This window comes from Streptomyces sp. NPDC057302, assembly GCF_042667685.1.
Lineage (GTDB): Bacteria > Actinomycetota > Actinomycetes > Streptomycetales > Streptomycetaceae > Streptomyces.
The window spans coordinates 56,458-76,337 of the sequence record NZ_JBHUZJ010000025.1; the positions used below are offsets into that span (position 1 = coordinate 56,458).

16 protein-coding genes are annotated in these 19,880 nt (G+C 70.0%); 10 read left to right on the top strand and 6 right to left on the bottom strand.

All coding sequences use genetic code 11. The features are described from left to right. Positions 1 to 2 precede the first annotated feature (2 nt). From nadC to ACFUPX_RS19555, 8 genes are all read left to right on the top strand, one after another. Positions 3 to 986, top strand: a complete 984-nt coding sequence (gene nadC, locus ACFUPX_RS19520) for a carboxylating nicotinate-nucleotide diphosphorylase (RefSeq protein ID WP_383323598.1) — start codon at positions 3 to 5, stop codon at positions 984 to 986. A gap of 7 nt (positions 987 to 993) precedes the next feature. After that, the gene (locus tag ACFUPX_RS19525) at positions 994 to 1,800 is read left to right on the top strand and encodes a type III pantothenate kinase (RefSeq protein WP_351171849.1); all 807 of its coding nucleotides are present in this window, start codon (positions 994 to 996) and stop codon (positions 1,798 to 1,800) included. A gap of 178 nt (positions 1,801 to 1,978) precedes the next feature. Beyond that, on the top strand, positions 1,979 to 2,329 hold the full coding sequence (locus tag ACFUPX_RS19530) for a hypothetical protein (protein ID WP_383323601.1): 351 nt from the start codon (positions 1,979 to 1,981) through the stop codon (positions 2,327 to 2,329). Positions 2,330 to 2,429: 100 nt separating this feature from the next. Then, positions 2,430 to 3,041: a hypothetical protein gene (locus tag ACFUPX_RS19535; protein WP_383323709.1), complete on the top strand. Its 612-nt coding sequence runs from the start codon at positions 2,430 to 2,432 to the stop codon at positions 3,039 to 3,041. Between the two features lie 14 nt (positions 3,042 to 3,055). Beyond that, complete coding sequence (locus ACFUPX_RS19540) at positions 3,056 to 3,226, top strand: hypothetical protein (protein WP_361829422.1); 171 nt, start codon at positions 3,056 to 3,058, stop codon at positions 3,224 to 3,226. Positions 3,227 to 3,390: 164 nt separating this feature from the next. Next, positions 3,391 to 3,861: a BlaI/MecI/CopY family transcriptional regulator gene (locus ACFUPX_RS19545; RefSeq protein ID WP_383323712.1), complete on the top strand. Its 471-nt coding sequence runs from the start codon at positions 3,391 to 3,393 to the stop codon at positions 3,859 to 3,861. A gap of 9 nt (positions 3,862 to 3,870) precedes the next feature. Then, positions 3,871 to 4,404 (top strand): amino-acid N-acetyltransferase, encoded by a 534-nt coding sequence (locus tag ACFUPX_RS19550; RefSeq protein ID WP_383323605.1) that lies wholly within the window; start codon positions 3,871 to 3,873, stop codon positions 4,402 to 4,404. 223 nt (positions 4,405 to 4,627) lie between these two features. Then, on the top strand, positions 4,628 to 4,966 hold the full coding sequence (locus ACFUPX_RS19555; RefSeq protein WP_351171837.1) for an Lsr2 family protein: 339 nt from the start codon (positions 4,628 to 4,630) through the stop codon (positions 4,964 to 4,966). On the opposite strand, the gene ACFUPX_RS19560 is transcribed toward ACFUPX_RS19555, so the two are convergent. Beyond that, positions 4,945 to 5,538 (bottom strand): SCO3374 family protein, encoded by a 594-nt coding sequence (locus ACFUPX_RS19560; protein WP_383323608.1) that lies wholly within the window; start codon positions 5,536 to 5,538, stop codon positions 4,945 to 4,947. The genes ACFUPX_RS19555 and ACFUPX_RS19560 overlap by 22 nt on opposite strands. Before the next feature lie 441 nt (positions 5,539 to 5,979). Between ACFUPX_RS19560 and ACFUPX_RS19565 the strand changes: the two genes are divergently transcribed. Beyond that, a complete protein-coding gene (locus ACFUPX_RS19565) occupies positions 5,980 to 8,505 on the top strand; it encodes an ATP-dependent Clp protease ATP-binding subunit (protein ID WP_383267724.1) in 2,526 nt (841 codons plus the stop codon). Positions 8,506 to 8,649: 144 nt separating this feature from the next. Here ACFUPX_RS19565 and ACFUPX_RS19570 read toward each other — a convergent pair whose 3' ends face one another. From ACFUPX_RS19570 to ACFUPX_RS19590, 5 genes are all read right to left on the bottom strand, one after another. Next, on the bottom strand, positions 8,650 to 11,214 hold the full coding sequence (locus ACFUPX_RS19570) for an NACHT domain-containing protein (RefSeq protein ID WP_383323612.1): 2,565 nt from the start codon (positions 11,212 to 11,214) through the stop codon (positions 8,650 to 8,652). Positions 11,215 to 11,271: 57 nt separating this feature from the next. Then, positions 11,272 to 13,833 (bottom strand): NACHT domain-containing protein, encoded by a 2,562-nt coding sequence (locus ACFUPX_RS19575; RefSeq protein WP_383323615.1) that lies wholly within the window; start codon positions 13,831 to 13,833, stop codon positions 11,272 to 11,274. Between the two features lie 135 nt (positions 13,834 to 13,968). Then, positions 13,969 to 14,412 (bottom strand): PPOX class F420-dependent oxidoreductase, encoded by a 444-nt coding sequence (locus ACFUPX_RS19580; protein WP_383323618.1) that lies wholly within the window; start codon positions 14,410 to 14,412, stop codon positions 13,969 to 13,971. A 220-nt stretch (positions 14,413 to 14,632) separates the two neighbouring features. Continuing rightward, complete coding sequence (locus ACFUPX_RS19585) at positions 14,633 to 15,394, bottom strand: VOC family protein (RefSeq protein WP_383323621.1); 762 nt, start codon at positions 15,392 to 15,394, stop codon at positions 14,633 to 14,635. A gap of 103 nt (positions 15,395 to 15,497) precedes the next feature. After that, on the bottom strand, positions 15,498 to 18,608 hold the full coding sequence (locus ACFUPX_RS19590) for an NACHT domain-containing protein (RefSeq protein WP_383323624.1): 3,111 nt from the start codon (positions 18,606 to 18,608) through the stop codon (positions 15,498 to 15,500). A 589-nt stretch (positions 18,609 to 19,197) separates the two neighbouring features. Between ACFUPX_RS19590 and ACFUPX_RS19595 the strand changes: the two genes are divergently transcribed. Continuing rightward, positions 19,198 to 19,872, top strand: a complete 675-nt coding sequence (locus ACFUPX_RS19595) for a M23 family metallopeptidase (protein WP_383323627.1) — start codon at positions 19,198 to 19,200, stop codon at positions 19,870 to 19,872. Positions 19,873 to 19,880: the final 8 nt, after the last annotated feature.

Consider the following 19,880-nt stretch of genomic DNA (forward strand, 5'->3'; position numbering starts at 1 on the left):
CCGTGAGCACCCCCGACGACCTCCCTCTCGCCCCCACGGGCGGCGGCTGCGGCGATTCCTGCGGCTGCGGCGGAGACGACGCGTACGACCCCATGGAGTGCGGCCTCGACCCCGCTCTCGCGCAGCTCCTGACCGACGCCGGGCTCGATCCCGTGCAGGTCGAGGACATCGCGCTCCTGGCCGTCGAGGAGGACCTGGACGGCGGCGTGGACGTCACCTCGGTCGCCACGATCCCCGAAGAGGCCGTGGCCACCGGCGACTTCACCGCGCGCGAGGCCGGCACGGTCGCGGGCCTGCGCGTCGCCGAAGCCGTCATCTCCCTCGTCTGCACGGACACCTTCGAGGTCGAGCGGCACGTCGAGGACGGCGACCGCGTGGCGGCGGGCGAGAAGCTCCTCAGCGTCACCACCCGCACCCGCGACCTGCTCACGGCAGAGCGCAGCGCCCTCAACCTCCTGTGCCGCCTCTCCGGCGTGGCGACGGCCACGCGCGCGTGGGCCGACGCGCTGGAGGGCACGAGCGCCAAGGTCCGCGACACCCGCAAGACGACGGCGGGCCTGCGCGCCCTGGAGAAGTACGCGGTCCGCATGGGCGGCGGCGTGAACCACCGCATGTCGCTCTCCGACGCGGCCCTGGTGAAGGACAACCACGTAGTGGCGGCCGGAGGCGTGGAGCAGGCCTTCAAGGCCGTCCGCGCGGCCTTCCCCGACCTGGCAGTGGAGGTCGAGGTCGACACCCTCCACCAGCTGCGCGAGGTCCTGGACGCGGGCGCCGACCTGATCCTCCTGGACAACTTCACGCCGGGCGAGACCGAAGAGGCCGTGGCCCTCGTGCAGGGCCGCGCGATGCTGGAGTCCTCCGGCCGCCTCACCCTGGAGAACGCACGCGCGTACGCGCAGACGGGCGTGGACTTCCTCGCGGTGGGCGCGCTCACCCACTCCTCGCCGATCCTGGACATCGGCCTCGACCTTCGCGCGGCGGAGTGACGACGACATGCTGCTGACCATCGACGTCGGAAACACCCACACCGTCCTCGGCCTCTTCGACGGCGAGGAGATCGTCGAGCACTGGCGCATCTCCACCGAGGCCCGCCGCACCGCCGACGAACTCGCCGTGCTGCTCAACGGGTTGATGGGCATGCACCCGCTGCTCGGCGAGGAGCTCGGCGACGGCATCGACGGCATCGCCATCTGCTCCACCGTCCCCTCCGTCCTGCACGAACTGCGCGAAGTCACACGGCGCTACTACGGAGACGTGCCCGCCGTCCTCGTGGAGCCCGGCATCAAGACCGGCGTACCGATCCTCATGGACAACCCCAAGGAGGTCGGCGCCGACCGCATCATCAACGCGGTCGCGGCGGTCGAGCTCTACGGAGGCCCCGCCGTCGTCGTCGACTTCGGCACGGCGACCACGTTCGACGCGGTCTCCGCGCGCGGGGAGTACACCGGAGGCGTCATCGCCCCCGGCATCGAGATCTCCGTCGAGGCACTCGGTGTGCGGGGCGCCCAGCTCCGCAAGATCGAGCTGGCCCGGCCGCGCAGCGTCATCGGCAAGAACACCGTGGAGGCCATGCAGTCGGGCATCCTGTACGGCTTCGCGGGCCAGGTCGACGGCGTCGTGCAGCGCATGGCCCGCGAACTGGCGGGCCCGGGGGGCGATCCCGACGACGTGACGGTCATCGCGACCGGCGGCCTGGCGCCCATGGTCCTCGGCGAGGCCTCGGTCATCGACGAGCACGAGCCGTGGCTGACCCTCATCGGCCTGCGCCTGGTATACGAGCGGAACGTGTCCCGCAGTTGAGCGCCCCGGCCGCGGGCCCCGTGGCCTGCGGTTCGTGGCGGCGCATAACCGGCGGCGCATAAGCGGGGCTTGCGCACACAACCCCGCGCCCCATACAAGAGTCTGCGCGGGGACGGGACTTGAGCAGGGTCGAGCGGGCGTGGAGCAAATGGGTCGTAGGGGAAGACTGGTCGCGACAGTGGCGGCCGGGGTGCTGGCCGGGCTCGCGGGACCGGCCACGGCGGCGAGCGCGTCCGCCGGGTTCGACGGCGGCGGCCGTGCGGCGCACACGGTGACGTACGCCGTGGGCCTCGCGGGCGAGGGCGCCGCGGAGAGCTCCGGCTCACCGTCCGCCACCGCCGGCTCTCCCGCCACATCCAGTTCCCCCGCCACATCCAGCCCCTCCAGCACGCCCCGGACCGACGACGAGGACCCCGGCACCATCGCGGACACCGGGGCGGGCGTGCTCCCGTGGATCACCGCGGGCGCGGCCGGCGCCCTCGGGATCGGCGCGGTCGTCTTCGCGATGAGCCGCCGCCGCTCTGAGTGAGCTCGCGCGAAAGCCACGCCACGGATTGGCGTTAAGCGGATTTTGTCCGTTTCACACGTATGGTCGGTCCATGCCCACGCCATACGGATCTCGCGGCGGCATGGCCTTCGGTGCGGAGGAGCTGCGTGTGCTCCGCCGCGCTCTGGCCCTCGCCCTGCATCCAAGCCCCGTCTCCGACGAGGACGTCAAGGACTGCCTCCGCCTCGCCGACGCCGTCGACGAGGCGGTCAGTGAGGGCGCCAGGCTCCGCGCCTTCCTGCTCGCCGACCTCACCCGCTACCGGGCGGCCCTGCCCGGCACCGCGACCGGCTACCTCGCGCTCCTGGAGGACGTCCTGTGCTCCGGCTACCAGCCGGGCGCGGACGATCTCGCCGCGCTGCGCGCCCTGCGCGGCAATCCGGTCGCGGCGACCCTCCTCGACCGCTGCCGGACCCTCGCCGAACAAGCCGTACGCGCCCGCCTCTCGGGCCGGTCGCGTACAGCCGTCCCGGCGCCTCGTCCCCTCGTCCCCGCCTCACGCACGCGCCTGCTCGCCCTCCCCGGCGGCCGGAGCGAGGCCGGCGAAAGGGCGGAGCCGGGGCCCGGCAGGCCGAGCGCCCCGCCCGCGAAGCCGGCGACCCCCGAGCCGCCCCGCCCCGTGCCGACCCCGGCCGAGGTCTTCCCGCCCAAGCGCCGACCGACGGACCCGCCGCACCAGCTCGCCGCGGGCTAGCTACTCTGGGGGGCATGGAATACGTCTCCGCGCTCCTGCCCCCCGTAGTGATGGCCGTGTTCTTCGGCGGTCTCATCGTGACGATCGTGAAGACCCAGGGCGGCGCCAACAAGGCGAAGGAGGACGCGGCCGTCGACGCCGTGCTCTCCCGCGCCGAAGGCGCCCGGCAGACCCCCAAGGCCTGACCAGCACCACTTTCGGGTGCCGATGGTGACCCGAGGTCATCACCCGCGCACTCTTGGCGTACGACTCGCTCACATTCCGAGTCGTGCGCCCTTTTTGTTGGGGGAAATGACGCCTCGCCCACGTCCGTCACGTGATTAGTGACTTCTCCCACTATTGTGCTGGTGTGCCTCGCCCCTTGGGAGAACTCGAAGACTCAGTCATGACACGGGTGTGGAAGTGGAACCGCCCCGTGACCGTTCGAGAAGTCCTGGAAGACCTTCAGCAGGAACGGTCCATCGCGTACACCACCGTCATGACCGTTTTGGACAATCTTCATCAGAAGGGCTGGGTGCGCCGTGAAGCGGAAGGCCGTGCCTATCGATATGAGGCGGTCTCCACTCGGGCCGCCTACGCCGCCGCACTGATGAACGAAGCATGGTCGCAGAGCGACAACCCGGCCGCCGCTCTCGTCGCGTTCTTCGGGATGATGTCCGCGGAACAGCGCGAAGCGCTCAGTGACGCGATGCGGATCGTGGCCCCGGCCGCTCAAGTCCCCGTCTCACAAGTCCCCGACTCGCAAGTCCCGGAGTCGCAAGTTCCCGTCTCTCAAGCCCCGGAGAACCCCGGCGCGGCGGAGTCGGAAGCAGAACGATAGCGTCCGGTCATGCCAGCAGATCCTCCCGAACTCAGCGCTAAAGCGGTCTCCGTGCGCCGGGCGCGCACAGCCGATGTGCCGGTCGTACGCAACCTCCTCGACTCCTACGCACGTCGGGGGATCCTGCTCGACAAAGCAACGGTCGCGCTTTACGAGTCCATCCAGGAGTTCTGGGTGGCGGAACGCGACGACAACGCCGAGGTCGTCGGCTGCGGAGCCCTGCATGTGATGTGGGAAGACCTCGCGGAAGTGCGCACTCTTGCCGTGAACCCCGATGTCAAGGGCGCCGGAGTGGGTCATCAGGTGTTGGGGAAGTTGCTCCAGACCGCTCGCTGGCTCGGTGTCCGGCGGGTTTTCTGTCTCACCTTCGAAGTCGACTTCTTCGCGAAGCACGGCTTCGTGGAGATCGGTGAGACGCCTGTCGACGGAGATGTCTACAGCGAGCTGCTGCGTTCCAAAGACGAGGGTGTCGCGGAGTTCCTCGGCCTCGAACGAGTGAAACCGAACACCTTGGGCAACAGTCGGATGCTTCTGCATCTGTGATCGCCGCCGGTATTCCGGGCCGCCTGCTGCCCCCTGCCCCTATGTCCGAAACGCGCATGTTTCCTGGGTTCTCGGGGCCGTCAGTCTCTCCCGGGGGTTTGTGTTTTCCCAGCAAAAGCGGTTTGCTTTCCGACGTACTGCAGTACTGCATATAACAGGGGGCGGCGATTCTGCGGCTCACGCCGTGCGATCCCGCCCTAAGTTATCGATGAAAGGAAATCCGGTGGCACAGAAGGTTCAGGTCCTTCTTGTCGATGACCTCGACGGTGGCGAGGCAGACGAGACCGTGACGTTTGCGCTGGACGGCAAGTCCTACGAGATCGACCTCACCACGTCGAACGCGGACAAGCTCCGTGGTCTTCTTGAGCCGTACCTCAAGGGCGGTCGTCGTACCGGTGGCCGTGGTTCGGCCGGGCGCGCCAAAGCCCGTGCCTCTGCCACGAGCGGCGGTCAGGACACCGCGGCCATTCGTGCCTGGGCGAAGGACAACGGCTTCGAGGTCAACGACCGCGGCCGCGTCCCCGCGTCCATTCGCGAGGCCTACGAGAAGGCCAACGGCTGACGACGGGTCCGTCTCAACCGGACCCGGTGGCACTGCGTTGCCGCCGTGTCCACAAGTCGTACGAGACCGGAGCCCACGGCGGGGTCGCTGTGGGGCACCGTGCCACCCCCCACGCACGACAGGGAAGGCAGTGCCGGCAGCGTCGGCTCCACCTCGCACCCGGGCTCTGGGGGTCGCAGCCATACGGCGGCCCCCTGCGTGCCGGACCACCCCGGAGGCGTGGGCGCGTCGATCCGTCCGCCCGCACCGATGGCCGTGAGGTCCAGTGGGATGCCGCCCCACTCCAGCCACTCCAGGAGCCCCGGCAGCTCGTCGGCGCTCCCCGCGGCCACGAAGAGCCGCATCGTTTCCCCCCGCAGAGCCACCGGAGCCTTCGGCCCGAGATGCCGCAGGGCGGCGAAGCCGGCTTCGGCGGGCAGCTGCAGTACGTCGAAGCGGAGCCCCGTCACGAGCCGCACCGGAAGCCCGGGGCGGTGTTCGGCCGTCGCCCAGCCGAGTTCGTTCTCGTACCACTGCCGCACCGGGTCGCTCTGCTCGACCGGAACCCGGGGCTTTGGAACGGTGATGGCCATGCCAGGAGCAACCGGCCGGAAGGGCCTGGGGTTACGCAGCGTGTCACCGGGAATGCGGACAGTGTCCGGAAAAGGGGCGTACGGGCGCGTTCGGCAGCGCAAGGGTGTTCGCCCGTAGCGGAGGGAACCGGCGCGCGCCGCATGGAGTGTCAGTCCTTACGGGTAAGACATCCCTAGTGGGGAGGGGCGACACACGCGCCAGGCCGTCTCACGTTCGCCATCGGCGTAGCTGAGGTGAGGGTAAGTGCTTGGCCTGCGGGAACATCGTCTCGCACCATCGGGTTGGAGCAGTTGTCGGCGTTCGGGGTCAGGAGGCACCTCTTGTTCTCGGCCGGGTGTCGGCAGTTGGAATGAGCGGTCCCCGCTTGCGGGACTAAGCTGCGGAAGGACAGGGAGGGGACAGCCCCCTTACTGCCTGACCGCTCTGAGGAGCGATTAACGATGTTCGAGAGGTTCACCGACCGCGCGCGGCGGGTTGTCGTCCTGGCTCAGGAAGAAGCCCGGATGCTCAACCACAACTACATCGGCACCGAGCACATCCTCCTGGGCTTGATCCACGAGGGCGAGGGTGTCGCCGCTAAGGCCCTGGAGAGCCTCGGGATTTCGCTCGAGGCGGTCCGCCAGCAGGTGGAGGAGATCATCGGTCAGGGCCAGCAGGCCCCGTCCGGCCACATCCCCTTCACCCCCCGTGCCAAGAAGGTGCTGGAGCTTTCGCTCCGCGAGGCCCTTCAGCTGGGCCACAACTACATCGGCACGGAGCACATCCTGCTCGGCCTGATCCGCGAGGGCGAGGGCGTCGCAGCCCAGGTCCTCGTGAAGCTGGGCGCCGATCTCAACCGGGTGCGGCAGCAGGTCATCCAGCTGCTCTCCGGATACCAGGGCAAGGAGACCGCCACGGCAGGCGGTCCTGCGGAGGGCACGCCTTCCACGTCCCTGGTGCTCGACCAGTTCGGCCGGAACCTCACCCAGGCCGCTCGTGAGTCCAAGCTCGACCCGGTCATCGGGCGCGAGAAGGAGATCGAGCGGGTCATGCAGGTGCTGTCCCGCCGTACGAAGAACAACCCCGTGCTCATCGGCGAGCCCGGCGTCGGCAAGACCGCCGTCGTCGAGGGCCTGGCGCAGGCCATCGTCAAGGGCGAGGTGCCCGAGACGCTGAAGGACAAGCACCTCTACACGCTTGACCTCGGCGCGCTGGTCGCCGGCTCCCGCTACCGCGGTGACTTCGAGGAGCGCCTGAAGAAGGTCCTCAAGGAGATCCGCACCCGCGGCGACATCATCCTGTTCATCGACGAGCTCCACACCCTGGTGGGTGCGGGCGCCGCCGAGGGCGCGATCGACGCCGCGAGCATCCTCAAGCCGATGCTGGCGCGAGGCGAGCTGCAGACCATCGGTGCCACGACGCTGGACGAGTACCGCAAGCACCTGGAGAAGGACGCGGCCCTCGAGCGCCGCTTCCAGCCCATCCAGGTCGCGGAGCCGTCCCTGCCGCACACCATCGAGATCCTCAAGGGTCTGCGCGACCGTTACGAGGCCCACCACCGGGTCTCCATCACGGACGAGGCGCTGGTCCAGGCCGCCACCCTGGCCGACCGGTACATCTCGGACCGCTTCCTGCCGGACAAGGCGATCGACCTGATCGACGAGGCCGGTTCCCGGATGCGCATCCGCCGGATGACCGCGCCGCCGGACCTCCGCGAGTTCGACGAGAAGATCGCGGGCGTGCGTCGCGACAAGGAGTCGGCCATCGACTCCCAGGACTTCGAGAAGGCGGCGTCTCTCCGCGACAAGGAGAAGCAGCTGCTCGCGGCGAAGGCCAAGCGCGAGAAGGAGTGGAAGGCCGGCGACATGGACGTCGTCGCCGAGGTCGACGGCGAGCTCATCGCCGAGGTCCTCGCCACGGCGACGGGCATTCCGGTCTTCAAGCTGACCGAGGAGGAGTCCTCGCGTCTGCTGCGCATGGAGGACGAGCTCCACAAGCGGGTCATCGGCCAGAAGGACGCCATCAAGGCGCTTTCGCAGGCGATTCGCCGTACGCGCGCCGGTCTGAAGGACCCGAAGCGTCCCGGTGGCTCGTTCATCTTCGCCGGCCCGTCCGGTGTCGGTAAGACGGAGCTTTCCAAGACGCTCGCCGAATTCCTCTTCGGCGACGAGGACGCGCTGATCTCCCTCGACATGTCGGAGTTCAGCGAGAAGCACACGGTCTCGCGTCTCTTCGGTTCGCCGCCCGGATATGTCGGTTACGAAGAGGGCGGGCAGCTGACGGAGAAGGTCCGCCGCAAGCCGTTCTCGGTCGTCCTCTTCGACGAGGTCGAGAAGGCCCACCCGGATATCTTCAACTCGCTGCTCCAGATCCTGGAGGACGGTCGCCTGACCGACTCCCAGGGCCGGGTCGTGGACTTCAAGAACACGGTCATCATCATGACGACCAACCTCGGCACGCGTGACATCTCCAAGGGCTTCAACCTTGGATTCGCCGCCGCGGGTGACGTCAAGACGAACTACGAGCGCATGAAGACCAAGGTCAACGACGAGCTGAAGCAGCACTTCCGCCCGGAGTTCCTGAACCGTGTCGACGACACGGTGGTCTTCCACCAGCTCACCGAGGAAGACATCATCCAGATCGTCGACCTCATGATCGCCAAGGTGGACGAGCGTCTCAAGGACCGCGACATGGGCATCGAGCTCAGCGGTGACGCGAAGAAGCTCCTGGCCAAGAAGGGTTACGACCCCGTCATGGGCGCCCGGCCGCTGCGCCGGACGATCCAGCGCGAGGTCGAGGACATCCTGTCGGAGAAGATCCTCTTCGGCGAGCTCCGCCCCGGCCACATCGTGGTCGTCGGCACGGAGGGTGAGGGCGAAGAAGCCAAGTTCACCTTCCGCGGCGAGGAGAAGGCGGCGCTTCCGGATGTCCCGCCGATCGAGCAGGCCGCTGGTGGCGCGGGGCCGAACCTGAGCAAGGAGGCGTAAGCCTCCGGCCCGCAGAGCAGTGCAGGGGCTGCCCCGGATCGTTCTTACGGTCCGGGGCAGCCCCTTTTGGTTGTGTTCGGACCGCGGGTGCTTTGTGGCTTGTCACGCAGTTCCCCGCGCCCCTCACGGGGCGCCCCCCGGCGGCTATGACGTGATCGTGATGCCCTCCGGTACGTTCCGTACGCGGGGCAGGCGGGGGTTCACTCGGAGCACGCTCAGGTTCGGGAAGCCGGAGAGCCAGGACATGTCCGTGTCGGCCAGTTCGGCGGTGACCCACAGATGGGTGAGCTGTTCGCGCTCCAGGCCGTCCAGGAGCTCCTCGGTGCGCATGACGCCGACGACCTGGATCCACGGCCGCCCGCCCAGGTGCCGAAGCGCCGCGAGCTCGGCGGTGTCGGCGACGGGGAAGTACAGGCCGACCGGATCGAGGTGGGCGATGATCTCGCGCGCGTACCGCTCCGTGTCGAAATGCCGCCAGGGGCGGGCCAGTTCGAGCCGGATGGCCAGCGCCGAGCGGTGGCGCAGGCGGGCGAGGTAGTCGATGGCGGCGTCGTCCTGGACGCGGGTGGCCGTGATCGCCAGGAGGAGCGCCTGCTGGTCGCTCGGCACCTGCTCGGGGTCCGGCAGCTGCTCCAGGACGATGGGGCCGACCCAGCCGAGGCTGCGGGCGGCCAGTTCGGTCGTGGGGCGTACGAGGTTCTTGGTGCGGTCGTGGACGAGCTGCTGCACCGCGGGGTCGAGCTCGGTGACGTGCTCCAGGCAGGCCGCGGCCATCAGGCGCCGGTGGTTCACGTGCGGGCGGCGCAGGTTCGGGGCGGCGGCGAGCAGCCGCTCCAGGAAGTCGGCGCACTCCTCGGGCCGTGCGTGGGCGGCGGCCATGCGGATGACCTCCTCCCACTCGGCGCGGTGCGCGTGCTCGACGAGGGTGCGCAGCCGGCCGCGGGCCACGATCTCCTTGGCGGCCAGATAGTCCTGGAAGGTGCGGTGGATGAAGTCCACCGAGAGGCCCGCCTGTTCACGGAGCAGCCCGGTGCGGTGCAGCAGATGCCGGAAGATCTTCTCGCCGTCGCCCTCGGCGCGTGCGGAGGGAATGGCGGGCAGGGCGGCGTCCAGGATGGCGACGACGCGCTGCCGCGGCAGCTCCGAGACGCCCTCCTCGACCATCGCGTGGGCCAGCTTGCGCAGGAGCAGCTCCCGGGGACCCTGCATGAGCCGCACGTCATCGGCGTACAGCACGTCACGCTCGGGGTCGCGGCGCTGGAGGAGCATCTCCAGGGCGGCGTCGTACAGCTCCTTGCGGCCTTTGGGCAGGGAGCCCGAGCGGTCGCGGTTGAGGGCGCAGATCAGGCCGCACATCAGGGGGTTGGTGGCGAGCTGGCGCAGCTCGCGGTAGATGCGCACGGAGTGCAGGAGGCGCTGTTCGTACTCCTTCAGCTTGTCGCGTTCCGCCTGTTCCTTGCACTGCTCGTCGCTCATGGCCGCCGCGTGCCAGTCGTGTACGAAGCGGGTGACCTGGTCGCGTGACATCGGCGCGAGCGAGAGTTCCTTGAAGCCCTCCTCGGCGAGGCGCTCCTGGGCGAGCCAGCCGTCCTCGACGGCGGAGGGGCGGGAGGTGACCAGGCAGCCGTTGCCGGAGAAGATGCGAAGCAGGCGGCGCAGTTGGTTGCGCAGCTCGCCGCGGGTCTCCTCGGGGGCCTCGTCGATCCCGTCGACCAGGAGCATGGCGCGGCCCGCCAGGAGGGTGCGCACGACCCAGCCCTCGGGGGCCTGGTCGGCCAGCGGGTGGCTCACGGCGTGCAGGAAGTCGTCCGGGGCGGGGAAGCCCTCGCGGGCGAAGCGGCGTACGGGCAGGACGAAGGGGACGCGGGCGCCCTCGCGGGCCGCGGCCACGGCGAGCCACTGCACCAGGGTCGTCTTGCCGGAGCCCGCGACACCGCGCAGGAGTACCCGCTCGGGGCCTTCGAGGGCCCGGTCGGCGAGCAGCACCGTCCGCGGCTCGCCCGGCACCCCGCTGCCGCTGGTCTCCTCGGCCTCCAGGCTGAGGTAGGTGTCCTCCAGGGGCCAGCGGTCCGGCGCGTTCGACAGGTCCACGCCGACGATGGTGAGCCAGCCGTGCTGTCGTACGACCTCTTCGGCGTACGCGGACTCGAAGTCCCGGTCCTCCTGGGACCGTTCGGGCTGGCGGGCCAGTGCCTCCGCGTCGTTCAGGTCGATGAGCTGACGTATGCGGCTCGCCCGCTCGGCCATGTGCCGCTGGATGTGCGGGGAGCGCCGCACGAAGTGGTACAGGACGTGCAGGCAGACGGCCACCAGCAGCTCGTCGTGGAACCAGGCGGCGCCGGGGGAGAGCGAGCGGTCCGCGCCCTGTACGGCGCCCCTGAGGCGCCGCGCGTAGTCCTGCGGACCCAGGCGCACGGCGTCCACGTCCGTGAGGTCCAGCTCCCCGATGGCGAGCAGCGTGCGCGTCAACACGTCGACCACGGAGGTGAGTTCGGTCGTCGGCGCGGTGTGCGCCTCGGCGGCGAGGTGCACGAAGTCGGCGGCCGTGCGATGGACGTCGTCCGGTGTCGCCGGGGCGTCGGCGCCGCGCCAGGTGGTGAGGGCGGCGATCAGGTCGGGCGTGGCGGGCGGCAGCGGGGGTGGCAGGCGGATGAGCCGTTGTACCAGGGGTGTGGCGAGCGTCGAGGGGATGCGGACAACGGGCTCCATGGACATAGGGGGTCCCTGCGGGTGGGATTTCGTGTGTCGTGGAGGGTCAAGGGTAGGTCAAACCCTCCACGGCGGTGGGGTGATGAGTTCGATCCGGTCCGGCACCTGCTGGGCGACGGCCTCGCTGACGTCCGAGGCCACATGGACCCTTCTGAGGGCGGGGAAGACCGAGAGCCAGGCCAGTCCTTCGACGGGGTGGGACGCTTCGAGGCCGAGCCGGGTGAGCTGTTCGCGCACGATGAGTTCGGTCAGGTCCTCGACGCGGTAGGCGCCGACGACCTGGATGTCCGCCCAGCCGCCGATGGAGCGCAGGGCGCGGAGGTCGTCGGCGTCGCGTACGGTGACGCGGGCCTGGCGGGGCAGGTGCGCGAGTATCTCCTGGGCGTACAGCTCACGGTCGAAGTGCGGCCAGGACGCGGCGAGGGTCTGCTGGACGTCGATGCTGGGGTGCTCGCGGAACTGGGTGAGGAAGTGCAGCGCGGACTCGCTGTGCAACTCGCTTGCCGTACGCGCCACCAGGCGTGCCGCGCGGCTGTCGAGGCCTTCCGCGCCGGGCAGCAGCGACAGCACCAGCTCGCCCCCGGCCCGCGCCAGCTCCTCGGCCTCCACGGTGGATCCGGGCGGCACGAGCAGCCGCACGCCGACCTCCACGAAGGAACGGACCGCCGGCGCGACCTCCGCCGCGTACGGCAGTCCGGCCGCGGCGAGGAGTTTGCCGCGCGGGGTGCCCTGCTCGACGAGGCGCCGCAGCATCAGCTCGGCCTCCTTCGGCCGGGCGTGGGCGATGGCGAGCAGGACGACGTCCTCCCACTGGTCCTTGTCCGCGTTGTTCAGGAGCAGATCGAAGTCGAGTTCCTGCACGGCGAGGCGGGATCCGAGATAGTCCTGGAACGTGCGGTGCAGGAAGTCGACGCGCCCGTCGGCGGGTTCCCGCAGCAGCCCGGAGCGCAGCAGGAGCGAGGTGTAGATCTCCTCCGCGCCGCTGCTCAGGTTCAGCGAGGGAAGCGCCTGCGTGATGATGTGCAGCGCGTCCGGACGGTCCATCTCCGAGCGGCTGTTGCGGATGAGCCACCACGCGAGCCGCTGGAGGAGCTGGATCTGGATGGCGTACGGGATGCGCACCCCGCCCGGATCGTCCAACCCACGCTCCCGGTCGCGCCGTTCGAGCAGCATGTGGAGCGCGGCCTCGTACAGCGACTTCCTGTCCTCGGGCAGAAAGCCGTTCCGGTCGCGGTGCAGCGCGCAGAGCATGCCGCACATCAGGGGGTTGGTGGCGAGGCGGTTGAGCTCGGTCGTGGTCCGCACGGCCCGCAGCAGGGAATCCCCGGTGGACTCGTCCGCCCCGGCGGCGTGGTGCCAGCGGCGGACGAACGTGGCGACGTCGTGGCGGGCCATCGGGGAGAGCGTCAGTTCGTTGAAGCCGGCGGCGGTCAGCCACTGCTCGGGGACGGCGGAGGGGCGTGAGGTGACGAGCCACAGGTTGCCCGGGAAGGTCCGCGTCAGCTCGCGCAGCCACCGGCGGGCGGACTCCCGCCGCTCACCGGCGATCTCGTCTATCCCGTCCACGAGGAGCACGCCGCGCCGGGCCCGCAGGACGCGGTCGACCCAGCCCGCGGGCTGATCGCCCGCGACCGGGCAGGCGACGGCCTTGAGGAAGTCCCCCGGGATGGGCAGCTCGGCCCCCGGCCGCAGGATCCGCCGCATCGGAAGCACGAAGGGCACCCGCCCGACGAGGTGCGTGAGCCCGTGCTCGTACGTCCGGCTCGCGGCCGTCACGGCGAGCCACTGGACGAGGGTGGTCTTGCCGGATCCGGCGACGCCGCGCAGCAGGACCTGGTCGTGCTGGGCGAGGACCTGCTCGGCGGGGACGTGCAGCCCTCTGCCGCCGGGCCCGGTGCGCTCGCGGGTCGCCTCCAGACTGAGGTAGGCGGTGTCGAGGGGCCACTCGCTGGTGCCCGCGTCGAGTCCGTAGATGGTGAGGGTGCCGTGGCGCTGTGCCACGTGGGTGGCGTAGCGGGCCTCGAAGGCGGCGTCTTCGGAGCTCTGGGAGGGCAGCCGGTCGAGAAGAATGTCGATGGCCTGCACGAGCCGGTCCAACTGCTGTGTCTGAAAAGTCAGTTGGCGCGCAATATAAGTGGACCGCCGGGTGAAGAAGTTCAGGATGTGCAGGGAGGCGGTGCGCAGGAGCTGCTCGTAGAGGAGTTCGCCGCTCGCGCCGAGGCCGAAGGAGACGACGACGGTGCCCGCGTTGGCGCGCAGGAGGTTCGCGAAGCCCTCCGGCCCCATGGACACGGCTTCGAAGTCCTCGACGGTGATGGTGCCGAGGGCGGCGAGCGAGTGGGCGAGGGCGTTGCGTACGGCGAGGGCTTCGGCCGGTTCGACGGGCGGTTCGTGGGGCCCGGCGGCCTTGAGCGCCCTGCGGACGAGCTCGTCGGCGACCTTCTCGACGTCCTTCGGAGTGACGCCGCGCTTCTCGCCGCTGAACGAGACGAGCGCGGAAATCCTGACCGGCTTCTCCACCAGGGCCGCGCCCGGCTGATCGGCCACGAAGAGCTTCTTGATGAGCGGCACGACGACGCCGGACGCGATGCGGGCGCCCAGCGTGGTGGCTTCAACCATGTGACGAGAGTAGGTGAAGGGCTGCGGGGCGGCGGTGGTTCGGACGTAACTGACGCCTGGGGGGCCGGTGTTGCCCCGATCCGCAAGCCGCAAGCCGCAAGCCGCAAGCCGCAAGCCGCCGGGCGCTGGGCGCCGTCAGCCGAGCTTGGTGCCGTACACGTTGTCGACGGTCATGGTGATCAGCACCCGGCGGTCGGCCACCATGACCTTGCGGTACTCGTCCCAGTCCGGATGCTCACCGGCGGCGGCACGGTAATAGTCGACCAGGGCCTGGACCTCGGGACCCCGCGGGTCCGTCCCCGGGCCGACGAGGGTGGCCGTCCCCTCGGCGGTGGCCCAGGCGCGGCCGTCGGGGCTGGTCACCTCCAGCGTGGCGCGGGGGTCACGACGCAGGTTCGCGATCTTCGCCGTCCGCGCGGTCGTCGATACGCGGATCACGCCGTCGGAGGGGTCGTACGAGGGCATGACGGGCGAGAGCTGGGGGCGGCCGTCGGCCTTGATCGTCGCCAGGACGCCGAGGCTGCTCCGGGCGAGCAGGGCGTAGGGGTCGAAGGGTGCGTCCGCTTCTGTGGTCGTCATGCCGGAGCAACTTCCTTGTGGGGGTGGGGTATTCCGTGCGCCGGTGACTCGGGGCGGCTTCCGAGTTTGTCCAGGAGGACCATGGTGCCCCAGCTCTCCTTGTCCTCGATCCTCTTGCTCGTGAGGCCGAGACCCGGGTAATGAGCCTTTGCAAGCCCGAGTTGGTGTCACATCCCCCGAATGGGTGACCGGGCCCGCGTCGAGCCTGCTGTGGTGCTCTTCAGGGCCTCGTGATGACGGAGAACTCGTTGCCCGCGGGGTCGGTGAGGGTGGCGATCCTGCCGTACGGGATGTCCTCCGGGGTGGTGGAGGTGCCGCCGGAGGCGGTGGCCTGCCGTGCCGCGGCGTCGGTGTCGGCCACCTCGAAGGTGGTGGCCCACGTCGACGCGGAGTCGGCGGCCGGGGTGCCGAAGATGCCGCCGATCTCGTGGCCGTCGGGGCGGCGCAGGAAGGTGAAGTCCATGTCCGGCATGAGGTCGTTGAGGTCCAGCGTGTAGCCGAAGACCGCCGAGTAGAACGTGCGGGCCCGGTCGGGATCCGGGGTGAGCAGGTCGTTGCGGACGAGCGAGCCCGGCTCGTTCACGAGCTCGCAGCCGATGCGCGTGCGGGCCTCCCAGAGGCCGAAGCGGGCGCCCACGGAATCCTCGGCGATGGCGATGCGGGCGCCTTGGCCCATGACGTCCACCGGCCCCTTGAGCAGGGTGCCGCCCGCTTCGGTGATGCGCTTGGCGGCGGCGTCGCAGTCGGAGGTGGCGAAGTACATGGTCCAGCCGAAGCCGGTGGTGGCCGCCGACTGCGTGATGGCCGCGACGGGCGTCCCCCGAAGCAGGCAGGTGGCGCTGCGCTCGCCTTGCGTGGGCTCCTCGGAGTACTCCCAGCCGAAGAGGGCTCCGTAGAACTCCAGGGCACGGTCGAAGTCGGGCACGCGGAGGTCGATCCAGGTGGGGGTGCCTTCGGGCTGGGCGGTAGTGACGTGGCTCATCGGTCGCTCCTCCGGGGGCCGGCTTCGGTGCTCCCCTCGTCGAAGGGGAGCTTCAGACGCTAGGGGGGATGTAGGTCAGGGGCTGGCCTATTTGAGCGGCACGTCACTGCGAGTTGGGCTCGTGAATCTCGATGTGTGAGGGGAGCGCGTCGAGGGCGGACACCTGGGGGGTGGAGATCGTCAGGTGCCTCAGGGAGGACAGGCGCGCCAAGGGAGCGGCGTGGATCTTCTCCTGGCCGGTGAGCCCGTACACGGACAGGTGCGTGAGGTCCGGGAAGAGTCTCGTGACGTTCGACGTCGCCGATTCCCAGTCGGCGCCCTCGTGGAGCAAGGACAGCTCCGTCACGCCGTGCAACGTCAGCCCTGCCGGTGCATGGGCAAGGAGGCTGGAGGTCACGTCCAGCCGGGTGAGGTGGTGGAGACGCGTCAGGGCTTCCCAAGCAGAGGGCGAGTCGTGGAGGTCCGTCTCGCCGAAGAGGACCCACTCCAGCTCCGGCCATCGGTCCAGGCGGTGCACGTCGTCCGCAGCGCGAGCGGAGTCGAAGATTCCCAGCGTGCGCAGCGGGGCCTCGGTGGGCAACAGGCTCAGGCTCCAGGGCTCGTCGATGTCGATGAGCCGCAGTTGATCAAGCTCTCGCAGCGCGTGAAGTGCCTCGGAAGTGAGGCGCGAAGGGGGCACCCTGAGCGAGAGGAAAGTGGGGACGCAGGCCGTCAGGAGGCGGGAGGCGGCCGCGGGGGAGACGGTCTCCCGGATGTCCAGGAGCCTGGGGCGGATCCCCAGCCGTTCGATCTCCGCTATCTGACCCGCGCTGCGGATCGTGAAGTAGGTTTCGCCGTCGTCGAGTTGAGAGATCACCTGTTCCGCGTACCTGCGGCAGTCGTAGCGGCTCCACCCCCACATGAGCTGGCTGTGCACGGCAAGGGCGGGGTGGCGCGCGAAGCGGGCGAGAAAGGGGATCGCGGCGTCCGACGGGATGCCCGTCGCGGTGATCGCGACGTGACCGGCCGCCTGGTCGCCCAGCCCGTCCGGGCCCGGCAGCAGGTCCAGAACCATCGGGCCGACCGCCGCGAGCTCGCGCGCGGCCTCCGGGCTGCGGGGCGGAATCACGTCGGCCACCCGTCGCTCCACCTGCTCCCGCACCGCGGGATCCAGCTCGGCCGCGTACTCCAGGCAGGCCGCCGCGAGCAGATGCACTCGTACCCGCGCCCGTTCCTCGGTGTGTGCGTCGCCGAAGGCCAGCAGTTCTCCGAAGAATTCGGCTCGCTCGCGAGGACGCGCATGCGCCACTGCCATGCGGACGACGTCCTCCCACTGATCGTCCGCCGCATGGCGTGCCAGCACGCCGAAGTCGCCCCCGTCGACCGCCGCGCGTGCGCCGAGGAAGTCCTGGAACGTGCGGTGGACGAACTCGACCGTGCCCGGCCCCGGTTCGCGCAGAAGACCACTGCGGTGGAGGAAGTACTCGAAGACCGACGTCGCGTCACCGAGCGCCGCCACCTCCGGGACCGCGGGGAGCGCGTCCGCGATGATCGCCTCTGCCCTCGAACGGTCCATGCTCGTACGGCCGTTGCGGATCAGCCAGTAGGCGAGGCGCTGGAGGAGTTGCAGCTGCGGCTCCTCCCGTAGGTCGGGTACGTCCATGTGGCGCTCGCGGTCGCGGCGGATGAGGAGCATGGACAGGGCTGCCGTATAGAGGTCCTTGCGGCCGAGAGGGAGGAAGCCTCTGCGGTCGCGGTGCAGCGCGCAGATCAGGCCGCACATCAGGGGGTTGGTGGCCAGAAGCCCTAGGTCCGGCTTCGCGCGCACCGCGTCGAGGAGCTGACTCTCGTACGAGACGAGCGCTGCGTCCTCGTCCGCCGCACCCGTGCGAGCGGCCACGTGCCAGCGGCTGATGAACGCGGCGGCGTCCGCACGGCTCATGGGCGAGAGCGTGAGCTCGGTGAAGTCCTCCTCGGCGAGCCAGTCCTCGCGTACGGCAGAGGGCCGGGACGTGACCAGCCAGCGGTTGCCGGGGTAGGCGTCGATCAGGTCGCTGAGCCAGGCGCGGGTGCGGGAGCGCTCGGTGTCGGGGATCTCGTCGATGCCGTCCACCAGGACGAGAGCGCGCCCCGCCGTGAGGACGCGGGACTCCCATCCGCCGGGCTCTGTGCCGGCCAGCGGGGAGTCGACCGCGGAGAGGAAGTCCTTGGGGGCGGGGAGGCGCTCGCCGTGGCGCGTGAGGGTGCGCAGCGGGAGTACGAAGGGGATGCGGTCGTGGAGGTACGTCATGCGGCCGCCGTCCGGGGCGGAGCGCGCGGCACTCACCGCCAGCCACTGGATGAGCGTGGTCTTGCCGGAGCCGGCCTCGCCTCGCAGCAGGACGCGGTCGTGGGTGGCGAGGGCTTGATCGGCGGGACGGAGCGTGGGGGCCGACTCGTTTCCCTGGTCCGCCCACTGCCTGATCGTGGGGCTGGTCATGGCCAGGGCGTCGGCAATCTCCTGGGCCGTCGGATGGAGCGAGTCGAATGTGTTCGTCGCCTCCAGGGACATGTACGCGGCGTCCAGGGGCCACTTCGCCGGTGAACGGGACAGATCGATCCCGAAGATCGTCAGCTTCCCGTGCTTCTTCGCGACGTACGCGAGATACCGCTGCTCAAACGCCACGTCCTCCGCCCCCGGCAGCGGATTCCGCGCGATCAGCGCGTCCACCTTCGCGATCAGCTCGCCCTGCGCACGGCTCTGCTCGACCAGTGTCCGGGCCACGAAGGAGGACCGCTGCGTGAAGAACTGCAGGATGTGCAGGCACGTCGTGTCGAGCAGGCGCTCGTAGAAGTACGTCGCGTCCGCCGACAGGCCCCGCTCCGGAGCGTCCGCCGCGCCCCGGAGCCGGACGGCCAGAGCCCGGGGGCCCAGCTCGACCGCCTCCACGTCGCTCAAGGTCAGGTCGCCCAGCGCGTGCAGCGTGCGGGTCAGGGCGTCCGTGACCGCCTGGCGCTCCTCGGCGGTGATGGCCCGCTCGCCCGTGCGCAGCGCCTGGTGGACCAGTTCACCGGCCAGTTTGGTGAGGTCCTTCTCCGTCAGGGTCTGCTTCTCGCCCCGGAAAGACACAAGCCCCGACAGCCGCACCGGCCTGTCCACCAGGCCCGCGCCAGGCCCCTCCCGTACGAACAGTTTCTTGATCAGAGGGGCTACGACGCTCGAGGCGAGCCGGGCGCCTATGACCGCGGGATCCATGCGCCGCAGCGTAGCGGCGGTCACATTCGGGAGGTTGTGGATCTCGGGGGCCGGTGACATGACGCACAGGCGTTATGTCCGGTACTAGGCGGAATAGTGGGAGCGTTCCGGGCGGGGGAGAGGACCTTCGGCTCGCAACCTCCGGGACCTTCGGCTCATCGGGGGGCCGAGAGTCCGGCCGGGGCCAGTGCTGGCCCGAGGGACCTTCCCGAAGTGGGGTTAAACCCGTCTGTGGCGGCTAAATGCGGCAAGTCGTTGAAGGGGGAATTGTCGGGATTTGGGGGTGTCAAGGAGCAGAAAGTCGGGCGAGTGGCTACGGCTTTCGGTAGTAGATGGGGGGTTTGGGTGGGAGGTGGGGTGCGGGTTACCAAGGGATGGCCAACCCGGCGGGACGCAGAGCTGCGTGTGTCGGGTCCCCATATGCCCGACGTGCACCGCACCGCACCGCACGTCACCTGAAGCCCGGCGTGCACCGCATCGCACCGCACGTCACACGAAGCCCGACGTGCAACAACACCGCACCGCACGTCACACGAAGCCCGGCATGCGCCGCATGCCGCACGCTCCCCCATCCCGGAGGTCATCCGCCATGTCGAAGCGCGCCACGTCCCACCAGTCCGGCCTGTCCCTGCTCCGTACGCGGACGCTCCGTACGCGGACGGCCGTCGTCGCCGTCGCGGGCCTCGGGCTCGGCGCATCGGCCGTTCTCGGTTCCGGGGTCGCGGCCGCCGCCGACGCCAAGGGCGGCGCGCTGCCCGGCGTCTCCGCGGGCTCGATATCGGCGCAGGCCGACGCGCAGGCCAAGGCCGCGGGCAAGGCCCAGCAGGCCGCCGCCAAGAAGGCCGTCGCCTGGCAGGACCCGGTCGACAAGTACACGCTCTCCGCGGGCTTCGGCCTCGGCGGCAACATGTGGTCCAGCAAGCACTCCGGCCAGGACTTCGCCGTCTCGATCGGCACCTCCGTCGAGGCCGTGCACAACGGCACCGTCGTCAAGGCCGGCGGCAACGGCGCCGGTGACGGTCCCGCGTACGGCAACGCCATCGTGATCAAGCACGACAACGGCACGTTCTCGCAGTACGCGCACCTGTCGAAGATCGACGTACGCGTCGGCCAGACCGTCGGCACCGGCCAGCACATCGCCGCTTCCGGCAACACCGGCAACTCCAGCGGCCCGCACCTGCACTTCGAGATCCGTACGACCCCGAACTACGGCTCCGCCGTGGACCCGGTCGCGTTCCTGCGTGCCGCGGGCGTCACCGTCTGACCCCGACC

Excerpts from the sequence above, each read along its gene's own strand:
- ACFUPX_RS19585 (WP_383323621.1), bottom strand. The coding sequence starts at position 15,394 with ATGAGCCACGTCACTACCGCCCAGCCCGAAGGCACCCCCACCTGGATC.
- ACFUPX_RS19595 (WP_383323627.1), top strand. The coding sequence starts at position 19,198 with ATGTCGAAGCGCGCCACGTCCCACCAGTCCGGCCTGTCCCTGCTCCGT.
- ACFUPX_RS19525 (WP_351171849.1), top strand. The coding sequence starts at position 994 with ATGCTGCTGACCATCGACGTCGGAAACACCCACACCGTCCTCGGCCTC.
- ACFUPX_RS19540 (WP_361829422.1), top strand. The coding sequence starts at position 3,056 with ATGGAATACGTCTCCGCGCTCCTGCCCCCCGTAGTGATGGCCGTGTTC.
- ACFUPX_RS19550 (WP_383323605.1), top strand. The coding sequence starts at position 3,871 with ATGCCAGCAGATCCTCCCGAACTCAGCGCTAAAGCGGTCTCCGTGCGC.
- ACFUPX_RS19565 (WP_383267724.1), top strand. The coding sequence starts at position 5,980 with ATGTTCGAGAGGTTCACCGACCGCGCGCGGCGGGTTGTCGTCCTGGCT.
- ACFUPX_RS19590 (WP_383323624.1), bottom strand. The coding sequence starts at position 18,608 with ATGGATCCCGCGGTCATAGGCGCCCGGCTCGCCTCGAGCGTCGTAGCC.
- ACFUPX_RS19580 (WP_383323618.1), bottom strand. The coding sequence starts at position 14,412 with ATGACGACCACAGAAGCGGACGCACCCTTCGACCCCTACGCCCTGCTC.
- ACFUPX_RS19560 (WP_383323608.1), bottom strand. The coding sequence starts at position 5,538 with ATGGCCATCACCGTTCCAAAGCCCCGGGTTCCGGTCGAGCAGAGCGAC.
- ACFUPX_RS19570 (WP_383323612.1), bottom strand. The coding sequence starts at position 11,214 with ATGGAGCCCGTTGTCCGCATCCCCTCGACGCTCGCCACACCCCTGGTA.
- ACFUPX_RS19535 (WP_383323709.1), top strand. The coding sequence starts at position 2,430 with ATGGCCTTCGGTGCGGAGGAGCTGCGTGTGCTCCGCCGCGCTCTGGCC.
- ACFUPX_RS19575 (WP_383323615.1), bottom strand. The coding sequence starts at position 13,833 with ATGGTTGAAGCCACCACGCTGGGCGCCCGCATCGCGTCCGGCGTCGTC.